Source organism: Clostridium sp. YIM B02569, assembly GCF_022320765.1.
In the GTDB taxonomy this organism is placed as follows: domain Bacteria; phylum Bacillota; class Clostridia; order Clostridiales; family Clostridiaceae; genus Clostridium; species Clostridium beijerinckii.
The window spans coordinates 1-14,901 of the sequence record NZ_JAKJJX010000050.1; the positions used below are offsets into that span (position 1 = coordinate 1).

Below are 14,901 nucleotides of genomic sequence, written 5' to 3' on the forward strand. Positions count from 1 at the left end.
GATATATATTTAGGTTTTGAAAAAATTCCATTAAAAAGTGCGCTAAAAGCATCTATTGAGTTATATCCTGCAATACCAAGAACTATTGCAGAAACTACAAAACCAAAAAATATTGCAATGAATGTTGAAGTAACTGGTTTTTTAAGAATTTTTACTACTATCTTCACTATGTTTACCTCCCGCCATTAGCAAGCCTATTGTATTTTCATCAACTTCACCTTGTTTAAAAGTACCTACAATAGTTCCTTCCGAAATTACAGCTATAGTATCCGAAACATTCATAACTTCATCAAGTTCTAATGAAATTAAAAGAACAGCTTTTCCTTTATCTCTTTCTCTTATTAATGTTTTATGAACATATTCAATTGCTCCTACATCAAGTCCACGAGTTGGCTGCACTGCAATTAATAAGTCTGGATCATTATATACTTCTCTTGCAATTATAACTTTTTGCTGATTTCCCCCTGATAGCCCTCTGATAGGTGCTGATTCACAGTTATCAGGTCTTATATCATACTGATTTATAAGCTCCTTAGTATGAGCCATAATTTTATCTTTAACCAATAATCCATTCTTACAATATGGTTCACTTTTATATTTTTCTATTACCATATTTTCAGCAACACTAAAATCTAGTACAAGCCCACGTTTTTGCCTGTCTTCATGTATTGTTGAAACTTTATTTTTGATAACGTTTTCCACTGTAGTATTCTGTATCTCTACTCCATTTATTTTAATGGTACCTTTTTCGGATTTAGCAAGACAAGTTATAGCTTCAATTAATTCTTTTTGTCCATTGCCGTCAATTCCTGCAATACCAACGATTTCACCTTTACGTACTTTAAGTGATAAATCTTTAACTGCATCTAACTTTCTTTCATCTTTAACAGTTAAATTATCTATTTCAAAAACAACCTCATCTGGTTTTGCAGCTTCTTTGTCAACGATTAACTTGACTGCATGACCTACCATCATTGTTGCAAGATCTTCTCTTGTTACTTCCTTAACATTTACCGTATCTATATATTTTCCTCTACGTATTATTGTACAAACATCAGAAGACTCCTTTATTTCTTTTAATTTGTGTGTAATTATAATTATTGTTTTTCCATCAGCAATAAGGTTATGCATGATGCCTATTAAATCTTGAATTTCTTGTGGAGTAAGAACCGCTGTCGGCTCGTCCAATATTAATAAATCAGCTCCACGATATAAAGCTTTTAATATCTCAATACGCTGTTGCATACCTACTGAAATATCTTCAATTTTTGCATCTGGATCTACATCTAATCCATACTTTTTAACAATGTTTAATATTTCTTCTCGGGCTTTTTTCATGTCTAATATTCCACATTTTTTTGTAATTTCACTACCTAACACTATATTTTGTGTTACTGTAAAATTTTCAACTAACATAAAGTGTTGATGAACCATTCCTATTCCATTTTCAATAGCTATATTAGGATTTTTAATATTTATCTTTTCACCATTAAGATATATTTCACCTTGATCAGCTTGATACAATCCATAAAGGATATTCATAAGGGTACTTTTGCCTGCACCATTTTCTCCTAGTAGTGCATGAATTGTACCTTTTTTAATATCAAGGTTGATATTATCTAAAGCACAGAACGAGCCAAACGTTTTTGTAATCCCACGCATTTGTACTGCATATTGTTTGCTAATTTCCATACCTAATCCTCCTCTATTATATAAGGCTTTGCCGGCAAACCGTTAAGTTACCAGCAAAGCCTACCTCCACTACTGTCTTAATAGTTATTATCTACTTTAAGTTTAAATTATTATTTTTTTAAAAAGTCATTGTAAGTTTGTTCATTGTAAGGTGGAACTATTGTACCATTTTTAATCTTGTCTTGAACTTCCATAGTTGCTTTATATACTGCTGGATCCATATTTTTGTTTTCAGTCGGAATTCCTACAGCATTTTCTTTTAATCCATAAGTATAAGTTTTACCACCAATTTTGTTTCCACTCATAGCTTCTTTAGAAACATTTTCAACCGCAACACTTGCAAGTTTTAATGCTGATGTTAATACATTATCAGGAGCTAAATATGCTTGATCACGGTCAACACCTATTGCAAATTTATTTGCTTCTTTAGCTGCTTCAATTACACCTACACCAACTCCACCTGCTGCATGGAATACGATATCGCATCCTGATGAGAACATCTTGTTTGCAATTGCTTTACCCTTTGATGCGTCAGAGAAACTTTCAGCATATTGAACATCTACAGTAATATCTTTACCTAATTCTTTTGCTGCATATTGAACACCAGCTTGGTATCCATATTGGAATTGATCTATAATTCCACTTTTTATACCACCAACAAACCCAACTTTACCTGTTTTTGTTGTTTTAGCAGCTGCATAACCTACCATAAATGAAGGTTCTTGTGCATTAAACATAACGCCTGTAACATTAGCTGGAGTATCATCTCCATATGAATTATCAACTATAGCATAACTAACATCTGGATTTGCTTTTGCTGCCTTTGTTATTGCATCTGACATTGCAAAACCAATACCCCAAACTACTTTATTACCAGCATCAACAGCTTTATCTAGATTTGTAGCATAATCTGATTCTTGCTTAGATTCGAGATAGCTTGCTTTACCTCCAGCATTATTCTTTTCAAAATTCTGCAATCCTTCCCATGAAGATTGATTGAAAGATTGGTCATTTACACCACCTGTATCAGTTACCATTGCAACTTTAAATTCCTTATTATCACCAGTAGTTCCTTTATCGGTTGTCTTGTTTCCACTTGATCCGCAACCAGCCATAGTTCCCATAATCATTGTTGTCATTAATAATGCAATTACTTTTTTCATGATACTTCCTCCTATAAATTTTATTATTTTGCTATTTCAAGAGCAATTTTCATCATTTCTGTAAAACTTAATTGTCTATCTTCTGCTGAAAGTGATTCTCCTGTTAATACTGAGTCTGAAATTGTAAGTAAACATAGCGCATTCTTTCCTGCTTCTGCAGCATTCATATAAAGTGCAGCTGCCTCCATTTCTATAGCTAAAATTCCCATGCTCTTCCACTTTTCTGTTGCTGTTTTATCAGCGCTATAGAAAGTGTCAGAAGATAATATGTTTCCTACAACAACATTTATATTGTTTTCTTTTGCTGCTTCAACTGCACTGCTAACTAAATCAAAACTTGCAATAGGCGCAAAAGTTCCTGGCAGACTATATTGGTGTGCGTAATTAGAATTAGTAGATGCACCTAAACCGATTACAACATCACGTAAGTGCAATTTCTCAGATATACTTCCTGCTGTTCCAATTCTAATAATATTATCTACACCATAGAAATTAAATAATTCATAGCTATAAATACCTATAGATGGCATTCCCATGCCGCCTCCCATAACTGAGACACGTTTTCCTTTATAAGTTCCAGTATATCCAAGCATATTTCTTACTGTATTAAATTGAGTAACATCTTCAAGAAAGTTTTCTGCAATAAATTTAGCTCTTAAAGGGTCTCCTGGCATTAATACTGTTTTTGCTATTTCTCCTAGCTTTGCCCCATTATGGGGAGTTGGTACATTTGTCATATTTCTGTCCTCCAAAATCTTGTTTTTAATATTGTAAAATGTTCTTTTCACCTATTTTAATCTTCATTAGAACTGACTTTTTAAATAGCTCTGATGCAAATTGTATACAAGGCCCTCCTATTAGGGCTGCAATAACCGTTACAGCCCCTGCTTTTCCTCCTAGTATAAAACCAATTATAAGCGATGTAACATCACAAATTATCTTTGCCGTTCTATATTGAGATTTCATTTTGTCTTTTAATATCATAGCTAAACTTGTAAAAGGATCTAATCCAATATTTATTGCTATAAAGATTCCTAATCCTGTAAACAGCATTAAGGATCCACATACAGAACTTAATATTCTCCACTCTAAAACATTAGGCAAATTCATATATTCATAAAACTTTGAACCTATCCCAACGAAGGTTCCCATTGGAATAGTATATATAAATGTTCCTATATTTATATACTTTCTGTTAATTAATAACGATAATATTATTATTGCGTAATTTACCACATTTGTTGTCATTCCAAGTTCGCTTTGTGGAAGACCACTTGCACTGCGAACTCCATCATATAGAATTGCAACTGCATCATTTCCAAGCATTGCAGCTGAATTAAATGCAATTCCAAATCCAACAAGGGAAACTCCAACTAACGCTATTAAAATATTTATAAGAAGAACTTTAAGTGATTTTTCCTTTAGCGTATTAACTGTACTCATCATTAGTTAAATATCCTTCCTGTAATACTATACTAACTTGCTTAGTACTGATTCACCAATTGTATTCTCAGGCATCTTTACTCCAAAGTTTTCTGCTATTGTAGCACCAATTGCTGCAAAACTATCGCTTGTTTCCATTAATCCACTTTCAGTCATAGATGGAGAATAAGCTAAGAAAGGAACATGTTCACGTGTATGATCTGATCCTTTATAAGTTGGATCATTACCATGGTCTGCTGTAATTATTAATAAATCATCTTCTTTTAATTTATCTAATACTTTTCCTAAATTAACATCAAACTTTTCTAATTCTTCAGCATAACCAACTGGATTTCTTCTGTGTCCCCATAAAGCATCAAAGTCTACTAAGTTAACAAAGCACGATCCTTTAAATTCTTTATCCATTATTTCTAAAGTTTGTTCCATTCCATGAACAGAACTTTTTGATTTATTTGATTCTGTTATACCTTCACCATCAAATATATCATTTATTTTTCCAACAGATATTGAAGCAAATCCATTATCTTTTAATACATTTAATGCAGTAGCTCCATATGGTTTTAGAGCATAATCATGTCTATTACTTGTACGTTTGAATTCACCTTTTTTCATTCCTAAATATGGTCTTGCAATAACTCTTCCAACTTTCCATTCATCTTTAAGAGTTAATTCTCTTGCAATTTCACAGCAACGATAAAGTTCATCTAAACCAAAAGTTTCTTCATGACCACATATTTGTAAAACAGAATCAGCTGAAGTATAAACGATCATATCTCCTGTTTTTATTTGATGTTCGCCAAGTTCATCTAATATTTCTGTTCCACTAGCACTTTTATTTCCAACTATTTTATGACCTGTTCTCTTTTCAAGTTCATCTAATAACTCTTGTGGAAAACCTGTATCAGTAAATGTTTGGAATGGTGTTTCTATTTTTAACCCCATCATTTCCCAGTGACCAGTCATTGTATCTTTTCCAACACTTGCTTCCCTCATCTTCATAAAATGAGCTAAAGGCTTTTCAACTGCTTCAACATGTTTGATTGGATGTAAATTAGCTAACCCTAACTTTTGTAAGTTTGGAATCTTAAATTCATCTACCGACTCTGATATATGCTTAAGTGTGTCTACACCAACATCACCATACTCTTTTGAATCACTCATTTCTCCAATTCCAAGTGAATCTATTACTATTGTGAAAATTCTATTATATTTCTTCATAACTCCATCCTTTCAAAACTAATATAAGTTTATATTTCATTTTATATTTAATACTTATTCCCAAATTAAAATTTTATTATTTTAGATCTTCCTCTGTAAAGGACATTGGTAATAATTCTTCGATATCAGTAATTTTTTCAGTCTTTTTATTAGATAAAACTATTGGAGTATGTTTTTCTAATAATTCAACTAAAACTTGCCTGCATGCACCACAAGGAGTTGCTAGCGTATTTCCATCACTTACAATGGCAATTGCTTTTACATCCTCTTTACGATATCCATTTGAATATGCTTGAAAGATTGCATTTCTCTCTGCACAATTTGTTAAACCATAAGATGCATTTTCAATGTTTGCTCCTATAAAGTATTTATTATCTTTAGTAACAACACAAGAACCAACTTTATAATTTGAATAAGGAGAATATGCATTTTCCATAGCTTTAAAAGCTCTTTCTAAAATATCTTCATACTCTTTCATTTCATATTCCTTTCCGAAAGATCAAACAATTTCTTATTTAGTTTCTCTCTCTTTGTCAGCTTTTATTAATTTTCTAATTCCTTCAATTGCAACTTCTATAGCTGTTTCTGTATCATGCACTTGTAGATTTTCAAGTCCTGCCTTTTCACGTTCTTGATTTGCAACAACTAAAAATACTGAACCTACTCTTACTTTTAAATAGCTTCCTACTACAAATAAAGCTGCTGATTCCATTTCAGAAGCAAGACATCCGCATTTCATCCATGCATCCCACTTATTTAAAAGGTCATAACTTACTGGTTTAGTTTCTGGCGAATGTTGACCATAAAATGAATCCTTACATTGAACTACTCCAACATGATAATTTTTATTTAAATCTTTAGATGCTTGCACAAGTAGGCTTGCAACATCGAAGTTTGCAATAGCTGGAAATTCAATTGGTGCATATTCTTTACTAGTACCTTCTGCTCTAATTGCACCAGTAGCAATAACTACATCTCCACCTTTAACATTTATATCCATTCCTCCACATGTACCAACTCTTACGAAAGTATCTGCTCCGCAATTTACTAATTCTTCTAATGCTATAGCAGCTGATGGTCCACCAATTCCTGTTGAAGTAACACTTACTTTTACACCATCTAAAAATCCAGTGTAAGTAACATACTCTCTATTATCAGCAATTAATTTTGGATCATCAAAGTATGCAGCAATCTTTTTACATCTCTTTGGATCCCCTGGTAATATTACGTATTTACCTACATCTCCTTCTCTCACATCTATATGATATTGTTTCCCAGAACCTTGTGAATAATTCATTATAATACCTCCATTTATTTCACGATTCGCTTTCAGAATACGGTTTCAACATTACGTTAAAAAATGTTGGACATCCTTAATACTTGTCTATTAAGTTGTATTATTGTTTGTACTCAAAGAATAGCATGTCTGTTATTTCATGTCAAGCATTTTATTCATGGTAAATTCCGAAAATTCATTCAATTTTAAAACTATGCCAAAAGGCTGTTAGTACAAGCTTTTAGAAGGACAGGCTGTGCACAAAATAACTCTAATAATTTAATTGCCAATATTGTTTAATTGACGTTATAATTAAGTATAAAACAAATATTTCAGTTGAAAATTTGTAATTCAATATGTATACTTGTCTAGACAGGGTTATATCTGTAGAAAGGTGATATTTTTATGAATGATGAATTTGATATAGTTGAAAAGCCAAAAGAATTAAGATACGTAAGTGTATATAATCAACTTTTTAAAATGATAAATGAAGGTACTTTTCCCGAAGGAAGTAGATTACCCTCTGAACCTGAACTATCTAAATTAATTGGTGTTAGTAGAACTACGCTAAGACAGGCACTTGCACTACTACAAGATGATGGATTAGTAAATAATATAAGAGGTAAGGGAAATTTTATAGTAAAATCTAAGCCTAAAAAAGATCTTGGTTTAGAAACAATGGGACACCCCGTATACAAGTGCATAAATGATGTCATTGATGAAGTTAAAATTCAATTAAGAATAGAGCCATCTACTGACTATTTTAATCAAATTCTTGTAAAGAAAACTGCTGCTGTAGTATTAATAGATAGATGGTATAAATCTGAAGGTCAAGCTATAGCTTATACGTTTACTTTATTGCCAATTGAAACTATTTCAAAATTTAATCTTGATTTAAACAATGAGGATATGATTTTAGAATTTCTAGAAAAGGATATTTACGAAATATCTAGTGATATACTAGTTGAAATAAAGTATTCAACTTCTGGAAACTTTGCTGCTAAAACGTATCCAATTTCGCCAGAAAATCAATTTCATCTTATACAGGAAACTCTTTATAAAGATTCAGAATTTCCTATTGCTTCAAATAAGCATTATTTACCGATAAAAACAAGTTCGATTAAGTTTCATCCTAAAAAACAATAGGTTAATTATAGATACCACAACTAAGACCTGAACTCATGGATATATCTCGCCGAAATAAGAATTATGCTGTTGTTCCAGTTTCTAAGGAAATTATGATGGATGATTCTAAGATCACAAGTTGTACCCAAGATGCTAGCCTCAAAGGCAAGCTTTGAACTAGCATACTTGGAACAACTTTTAATCTAAGAATCAAAACCATCAAATTCCTAATGAAACATTTCACAAAAGCATAATTCTTATTTCTAGTTTGGATATATTTCATAGTATAAATCTAGCTTATAATTGGGTTATCTATACTGGTTTCCGCAATGATAGTCGAATTTATGTGGATATCATCTGAAATTCGATACATATTTGTTTTGTAATTATTGTATGTTAATCTCTCAGGCCATATGATTTAGGAATTAAAATAAGAATGATTTATTAAAATTAATAAATCATTCTAAGTTTGTCGTGAAATTTATTTAATAAGGAGAAATAATATTTCAACTACACTACACTATATTATATATTATAGAATAATAGCTTAAATCGTGTTAAAAATCAAAAAATTTATTTTGAGCATATTAATGTTCTACATAGGGATTTAAAAAATAGAGAGCCATTGTATACATAGTATGTATGATATTTTGTAAATTATGTTATAATAAGTATTGGTAAAAAGCTGTGATACAATGAACAATATTTAATTATTACGTATTTATAGGATGGAGAATATATATGGGAATACAAGTATTAATAGCATGTATTGCAACTATTGCAGTTGTTATATTTCAAGTAGTTTTTACGATGTGGGAATCTAATCCTTATAAAAAGATTTATTATAAACTTCTTTTAGAATTAAGTAAAGCTCCTAATGATCCTGAATTGAAGGAAAGAACTATGGAAGCAGGAAATCAATATTATAGTAGAATAAAATCTTACTCAATCGGAAGTTTTAGAGGTGCTGTAGCTTCTGCAAGGGTGAAGACGTTAATAGGTCCAATAGATGAAAAGATATTATTTGAAGATATGACTAGAATAGTTGAGATAGATAGGAATTAATATGAAATATTAATTTATGAATTAGCCAAAAAGATATATGGAGGTTTCATATGAATATACTAACATTGACTTGCAACATAGGTATTCCAGTAATAATGATTTTTGTAGGACATTTATATCAATGCAATTTATATAAAAAAATAGACAATATATTAGATTTAATTATGCCTATAGCAATGCTTTTTACTGGCTTTTCAGATGATAAAAAGATTTCTTTTTCTAAAGCTTCAGAAACACTAGCTTTGACTAATAAAAAATGTGGTTTAATATGGAGTATTTCAGGAGTATGCACATTGATACTTGCTATAATATTTCTAATATTAAATTATTCTATAAGCATTGCCCTATTAGAATTTGAATGTTTAATATTGGTTGCAGTATTTGCCACTGTAGAATATATTTCAAAAAGAACTTTTCACAGAAACTGATAAACAATGTTGTTATATTAAGTATCACAGGTGGGCAATCCCACCTATAATTTTTATAACGCTACATTTCAACACTATATTAAAGCATAGCATTTTATAAAAATATTGTGATAAGTGAAATTGCTGAAACTATTTGGATTAATGCAATTGCTAAGGCATAAAGTGCAGCTTTCTTTCCTATTTTTATAAGTTGTCTAAAATTCACTCTCATCCCTATTCCCGCAAGAGCAATTACTTCAAAGTTGCTACTTATTAATTTAAATACATTAGAAATATTCATTGGAAAAACTCCAACAGTAAATGCTAAGCACATAAGGAAAAAAGCCAATACATACCAGGGTATTTTTATTTTTGAATTTAATGTTCCGCTTTCTTCTCTCCTAGATTTATTTTTCATTTTTCCTAATATTAATACAACAACAACTAAAAATATTATTCTTACTATTTTAAATATTGTAGATAAATCCTTAACTTGTTCATTTACTAGGCTTCCACTGCCAACAACTTGTCCTACAGATTGAAGTATTCCTCCTATTAAAGCAGAGGTCCTTATTGTTTCTAATGAAAATATCACTTTAGCTATAAATGGAAGAACAAGCATTAATACCGTTCCTGTAACATTTACTATAGTTATTGCTATGCCTTTTTCACTGTCTCCCGCTCCTATTACTGGCGCGGTAGCTGCTATGGCTGAGGAACCACAAACTGCATTTCCACTTGCCATTAAAAAACTAAAATTCTCTGAGAATTTAAGTCTTTTTCCAATTAAAATTACAAGTGCTATAGTAATACTCATTTGAAATACTATAAATGATATTCCTGAAAAACCTAATTTTAATATAGTTTGAATTCCCAATGTTCCGCCTAACAGAACTATAGAATATGACAATAGTTCACTTTCTGCGAATTTTGATCCCTTTTCATATATTTTTCTATTGCAAAATGTATTTCCTGCTGCCATTCCAATGAATATTGCTAAAGATGCTGCCCCTATGCTAGGTACATAATTACTTAAATACTTTGCAATAAATGCGATTATTGTACATATTATAACTCCTGGTAAAACCTCTAAAACCTTATCCATTCCTCTTGATAATTCCTTATCTTTAATTATATTTAAACTCATTCATATCACCTTCTAAAATATTTATCTGAATATGAAGTACTTCTTTTTCTATTTTTAGTATATTAGGTGTATAATCATAAGTAAAATATATATATTCTATAATAATGATTAAGAATATTAATGATTAAGAAAGGATGATCCCATGCTTGATGAATTAAAAACTTTTATAGCAGTTGTTGAACATAAAAACTTCACAAAAGCTGCTGAATCCATTAATCTATCCCAACCTAGTGTAAGTTTACATATTAAGCACCTTGAGGAGTATTTTAATACAACTTTAATTCAACGTTCAATAAAGCAAAAAAATATAAATATAACTCAATCTGGGTATTTACTTTATGAGCGTTCAAAACAAATGATTAAGCTATTAAATGATACTAAAAATGATCTATTAGGTTATGGGGATATTGTAAAAGGTCAACTGCATATAGGGGCTAGTTTTACTATAGGAGAATATTTACTACCAGCCTTTTTAGGAAAATTTGCAAAAGCCTATCCTGAGTTAGAATTAGAAGTGACAATCGAAAACACGCATAACATATGTGAAAAAGTTAAGAATTTTCAAGTTGACATTGCTCTAGTTGAGGGCACTGTTCCTCCTTCCCACTTTACGATTGAAAAATTTTATACTGACAAAATGGAAGTTGCTGTTCCTTACAATCACTACTTAGTTAATAACTATTTTTCAGCTGAGGATTTACAAAATCAGACTTGGATTAGTAGAGAGATAGGATCTGGTACTAGACAATATTTGAATCTTTTCTTATCAAATAATAATATTAATGCTAAAAATATCATTGTTTTTGGAAGCAATTATTCTGTAAAAGAAGCTGTTAAAAACAATTTAGGAATAACCTTTATTTCTTCACTTGTAATTGAGAATTCTTTAAAAAATAATGAAATTTCCACTTTAAAAACCAAACAAACTTACACTCGCCCATTCTCATATGTAATGCAAAAAGGTATAATCCCCTCAAAAGGAACACTAGTCTTTATAGATATGCTAAAAAGCTATGTAGAAAATCTATAAAAATAGAAAAATAAATAGAGTACATTTCTGATTTAAAGAAAGTGGACTCTATTTATTCTCAATATTCACTATAAATATATTTTATTATTTAACCTATATTCTTTAGAAAGGTTTTATAATCCTCATAGTTTCTTTTTAAAAGATTTGGAGTATCAAGACCATAAGGACAATGAGCCTTACAGTTACCACACTCTATACAATCTTCAATCTTTTTCATTTTAGATTGACCTTCCTCTGAAAGATGCCCTTCAGTTGGAGATCTACGAAGAAGTAAGGACATTCTTGCACAATTATTAATTTCTATTCCTGCTGGACATGGCATGCAATATCCGCAACCACGACAAAACTCACCTACAAGCTCTTTTCTCTCATTTTCAATAAATTCTTTAATTTCCTCTGTCATTGCAGGGGGATTGTCTATATATGATATAAATTCATCTAATTCATTTTCTCTTTGAACTCCCCAGATAGGTAAAGTATTATCAAATTGAGAAAGGTATGCGTAAGCTGCATCACTTCTTGTTATAAGCCCACCTGATAATGCCTTCATGCAGATATAGCCAACATTCTTCTCTTTACATAAATTTACTAGATCCTCATCCTTTTTATCAGCAAGATAGCTAAATGGGAACTGTAATGTATCATAAAGACCTGATTCAACAGCTTCTATAGCTACTGGTAATCTATGATTTGTAATTCCTATGAAACGAATCTTTCCTTGTTTTTTTGCTTCTAGCATAGCCTCATATAGACCTGTCCCATCATTAGGTTTAGGACAGAAACTTGGATTATGGAACTGATAAATATCTATATAATCTGTTTTAAGCATAGCAAGACTCTTTTCTAAATCATTCCAAAAACCTTCAACAGTAGTTGATGGTGTTTTCGTTGCAATAATTATTTTATCTCTAGCATCACTTAAAGCAAGACCAATTTTGTACTCGCTGTCAGTGTAACTTCTTGCTGAGTCAAAAAAATTAATCCCATTATCGTAAGCTTTCCTCAACAATTTTACTGCTTCTTCGTTAGAGATACGCTGAACAGGGAGAGCACCAAATCCATTTCTATTTACTACTATCCCAGTTCTTCCTAGCGTAACATTTACCATATTATCATCGCCTTTCTCGCAATTCCATAAATATATTGGTTATATTAACCTATTTACTTGATATTATATCACCTAAAGTTAACTTCAAGTCAAGAATAAAACCTAAGTAAATATCTAAGTTAAAATAATGTATACCTATTTCAATTTCACCTTTAGTAAATTAATTATTATTGAAACATTGGCCCGGTATATGGTTCATATGGAAGTAAAACTGCCACTCCTGTTTCATCTGATTTATAGGATACCCCTTCAAGAGGATTTCTATCTTTAACTAAATTCATTCCTACGGTATATATTGTATTAGTCATATCAGCTGTTTCTTGTGATGCAGTACCCAACATAAAGCCTTTTGAAACTAGTTCTTTAGCTTCAGATACTCCATCTAGACCAACAACTATGATTGACTGAGATTTATTTCCAGTGTTGTAGCCATATTTCTGCAACGCTTGAACAGCACCAATTGCCATAGAGTCATCATTTGAAATTATCGCTTCTATTTTGTTACCAAATCTCAAAAACAATGCATCAACGGCATCTTTAGCAGACGCTGTATCCCAATTCAAAATAGGAGATGCAAGTTGTTCGGTTTTTATAAAAGCTTCGTTAATAGTTGAAACAGAGTATGCTGACCTATCAATGGAAGTTTTATTAAGTTTTTCACCAACTAGTAATACGTATTGTAATGTGTCATCTTTATTTTTATCAATTAATTCTTTATGCTTGTTCCAAGCATCAACAATCATTTTCCCTTGCAAAGTGCCGCCTTGTGCTGAATCTGTTCCTACATAAAAAGCTTTTTTATATGATTTAATTGCCTCCATTGAAAATGGTACTCTATTAAAAACTACTACTGGGATGTTAAATTGTGAAATTCTGTTAATCATTTCTCGTATTTCAAGTAGATTAACCATATCTAGTAATATAAGATCAATACCCTTGTGAAGTGCATTTTCAATATCTGTGTTTTGCGTTGATTGATTAAAATTGGCATTATAAAAAGAGAATGAAACTTCTCCTGGATTATTCTTTTGGATATCTTCAAAATTTTTGCGAAGGAGTACAATGTAATCATCATTAAGATCTCTTGTAAATAAGCCTACTCTAACAGGAGAGCCTTGACGATAGTTTGTGCTGGCATTCGTAGTCATATATGAGTTATTTCCAAGCATTATAACCAATATAATTGCAAGTAAAGCTATACTTAATATTCTCTTAAATGCTTCCATTTAAATCCTCCTTGCCATTTATTATATAATTTTATTATGTCTTTATAAAAAAAAGTTTATGCTATTTAATGTTGATTTGTAGCGCAAGAGTTGGTGGTAATAGTTATCTATTATCTGAAGCATTTATTAAAGGAGCAATACAATCAGGTCATGAAGTAGTCAAATATGAAGTTGGAAAGAAAAAAATAATTTGATATTCACACCTGCTAATTATTTTTTCATGTCATGCAATGGGTTACTATAGCTAAACTACATTTGCTTATAATAAAAAACAGTTTCGTGTAAATTACCATTATCAGATCTTGCATATTTAGGTATTCGCCCTACCTCGATGTAGCCAATAGACCTATATAACAAGTTTGAAGGATCACCTGCTCTTGTATCTAATGTGATAAGACTTCGCTGTTCAGCCTTTGCTTTTTTCTCTGCATTCTCCATTAAGTACTTGCCTAATCCTTCTCTCCTGGAATCAGAATGTACCATAAGTTTTGCAATTTCTGCACGATGTGTTCCATTTTGTTTTTGACATAAATGTAATTGCACAGTACCAAGTATCCTTCCTCTTACCTTTGCAATCCAAAGTACAACTCCTGTAGTCAATGCTTCTCTCCAATATTTTTTTGCATCTTCTAAACTTAATGGTGGTAAAAAACCAACTGACGCACCGCCTTCAACTACGTTTATAAGTAGAAGTGAGAGCTCCTGCAAAAGATCATCTGAAATTTGTGTTATTTCCGTAATTTCAAAATTTTTATTCATAATCAATCTCCCTTTTAGTTTTTTAACTATTATAATATACCCATATTATATATAAAGCAAAACTTACCATATCATTGTTATATGGTAAGTTTGTATAATTGTCATTCCATCTTATCTTACAAAAATGTATATACTCTAATTTAATCTTCATAAAGGTGTTTATTAGTATTTACTATAATAGTGCATTTTTACTTGAATAATTTTACAGTTAAATAAAAAAGCCGATTCCTAAACTATTTTTA

The 14,901-nt window shown here is 31.0% G+C and carries 17 protein-coding genes and 1 pseudogene; 5 read left to right on the top strand and 13 right to left on the bottom strand.

The annotated features are described in order from the left end of the window. The 8 genes and pseudogenes from L3B96_RS27525 to udp form a co-directional block, all read right to left on the bottom strand. Window positions 1-167 (bottom strand): annotated as a pseudogene (locus L3B96_RS27525) (ABC transporter permease); the annotation flags it as partial. Next, window positions 142-1,692, bottom strand: coding sequence for an ABC transporter ATP-binding protein (locus L3B96_RS26655; protein WP_275297425.1), 1,551 nt, complete (start codon window positions 1,690-1,692; stop codon window positions 142-144). The pseudogene L3B96_RS27525 and the gene L3B96_RS26655, both read right to left, overlap by 26 nt. Window positions 1,693-1,802: 110 nt before the next feature. Beyond that, a complete protein-coding gene (locus tag L3B96_RS26660; RefSeq protein WP_238949019.1) occupies window positions 1,803-2,855 on the bottom strand; it encodes a BMP family ABC transporter substrate-binding protein in 1,053 nt (350 codons plus the stop codon). Window positions 2,856-2,878: 23 nt separating this feature from the next. Further along, window positions 2,879-3,592: a purine-nucleoside phosphorylase gene (gene deoD, locus L3B96_RS26665; protein WP_026888887.1), complete on the bottom strand. Its 714-nt coding sequence runs from the start codon at window positions 3,590-3,592 to the stop codon at window positions 2,879-2,881. 25 nt (window positions 3,593-3,617) lie between these two features. Continuing rightward, window positions 3,618-4,301 carry a YitT family protein gene (locus L3B96_RS26670; protein ID WP_023974979.1) on the bottom strand — a complete coding sequence of 228 codons (684 nt, stop codon included), beginning with the start codon at window positions 4,299-4,301 and terminating at the stop codon, window positions 3,618-3,620. Between the two features lie 24 nt (window positions 4,302-4,325). Next, on the bottom strand, window positions 4,326-5,516 hold the full coding sequence (locus L3B96_RS26675; RefSeq protein WP_077831718.1) for a phosphopentomutase: 1,191 nt from the start codon (window positions 5,514-5,516) through the stop codon (window positions 4,326-4,328). A 76-nt stretch (window positions 5,517-5,592) separates the two neighbouring features. After that, window positions 5,593-5,994 (bottom strand): cytidine deaminase, encoded by a 402-nt coding sequence (gene cdd / locus L3B96_RS26680; protein ID WP_012059315.1) that lies wholly within the window; start codon window positions 5,992-5,994, stop codon window positions 5,593-5,595. Window positions 5,995-6,027: 33 nt separating this feature from the next. After that, entirely contained in the window at window positions 6,028-6,813 is a 786-nt protein-coding gene (gene udp, locus L3B96_RS26685) for a uridine phosphorylase (protein ID WP_012059316.1), read from the bottom strand. Between the two features lie 384 nt (window positions 6,814-7,197). Between udp and L3B96_RS26690 the strand changes: the two genes are divergently transcribed. Further along, entirely contained in the window at window positions 7,198-7,938 is a 741-nt protein-coding gene (locus L3B96_RS26690; protein WP_026888883.1) for a GntR family transcriptional regulator, read from the top strand. Between the two features lie 61 nt (window positions 7,939-7,999). Here the strand turns inward: L3B96_RS26690 and L3B96_RS26695 are convergent, their stop codons facing one another. After that, window positions 8,000-8,200: a hypothetical protein gene (locus L3B96_RS26695; protein ID WP_238949020.1), complete on the bottom strand. Its 201-nt coding sequence runs from the start codon at window positions 8,198-8,200 to the stop codon at window positions 8,000-8,002. A gap of 458 nt (window positions 8,201-8,658) precedes the next feature. Between L3B96_RS26695 and L3B96_RS26700 the strand changes: the two genes are divergently transcribed. Together L3B96_RS26700 and L3B96_RS26705 are read left to right on the top strand one after the other, a co-directional pair. Beyond that, window positions 8,659-8,982 carry a hypothetical protein gene (locus tag L3B96_RS26700; protein ID WP_012059318.1) on the top strand — a complete coding sequence of 108 codons (324 nt, stop codon included), beginning with the start codon at window positions 8,659-8,661 and terminating at the stop codon, window positions 8,980-8,982. A 50-nt stretch (window positions 8,983-9,032) separates the two neighbouring features. Beyond that, window positions 9,033-9,410 (top strand): hypothetical protein, encoded by a 378-nt coding sequence (locus L3B96_RS26705; protein ID WP_238949021.1) that lies wholly within the window; start codon window positions 9,033-9,035, stop codon window positions 9,408-9,410. A gap of 94 nt (window positions 9,411-9,504) precedes the next feature. On the opposite strand, the gene L3B96_RS26710 is transcribed toward L3B96_RS26705, so the two are convergent. After that, window positions 9,505-10,536: a putative sulfate exporter family transporter gene (locus L3B96_RS26710; protein WP_238949022.1), complete on the bottom strand. Its 1,032-nt coding sequence runs from the start codon at window positions 10,534-10,536 to the stop codon at window positions 9,505-9,507. Between the two features lie 142 nt (window positions 10,537-10,678). On the opposite strand from L3B96_RS26710, the gene L3B96_RS26715 reads away from it, so the two are divergent. Then, on the top strand, window positions 10,679-11,566 hold the full coding sequence (locus L3B96_RS26715) for a LysR substrate-binding domain-containing protein (RefSeq protein WP_238949023.1): 888 nt from the start codon (window positions 10,679-10,681) through the stop codon (window positions 11,564-11,566). An 88-nt stretch (window positions 11,567-11,654) separates the two neighbouring features. Here the strand turns inward: L3B96_RS26715 and L3B96_RS26720 are convergent, their stop codons facing one another. Together L3B96_RS26720 and L3B96_RS26725 are read right to left on the bottom strand one after the other, a co-directional pair. Further along, window positions 11,655-12,674 carry an aldo/keto reductase gene (locus L3B96_RS26720; RefSeq protein ID WP_238949024.1) on the bottom strand — a complete coding sequence of 340 codons (1,020 nt, stop codon included), beginning with the start codon at window positions 12,672-12,674 and terminating at the stop codon, window positions 11,655-11,657. A 167-nt stretch (window positions 12,675-12,841) separates the two neighbouring features. Further along, on the bottom strand, window positions 12,842-13,900 hold the full coding sequence (locus L3B96_RS26725; protein ID WP_238899615.1) for a galactose ABC transporter substrate-binding protein: 1,059 nt from the start codon (window positions 13,898-13,900) through the stop codon (window positions 12,842-12,844). A 68-nt stretch (window positions 13,901-13,968) separates the two neighbouring features. Between L3B96_RS26725 and L3B96_RS27385 the strand changes: the two genes are divergently transcribed. Then, the gene (locus tag L3B96_RS27385) at window positions 13,969-14,094 is read left to right on the top strand and encodes a hypothetical protein (protein ID WP_275297426.1); all 126 of its coding nucleotides are present in this window, start codon (window positions 13,969-13,971) and stop codon (window positions 14,092-14,094) included. Window positions 14,095-14,149: 55 nt separating this feature from the next. Here L3B96_RS27385 and L3B96_RS26730 read toward each other — a convergent pair whose 3' ends face one another. Next, complete coding sequence (locus tag L3B96_RS26730; protein WP_238899614.1) at window positions 14,150-14,659, bottom strand: GNAT family N-acetyltransferase; 510 nt, start codon at window positions 14,657-14,659, stop codon at window positions 14,150-14,152. Window positions 14,660-14,901 lie beyond the last annotated feature (242 nt).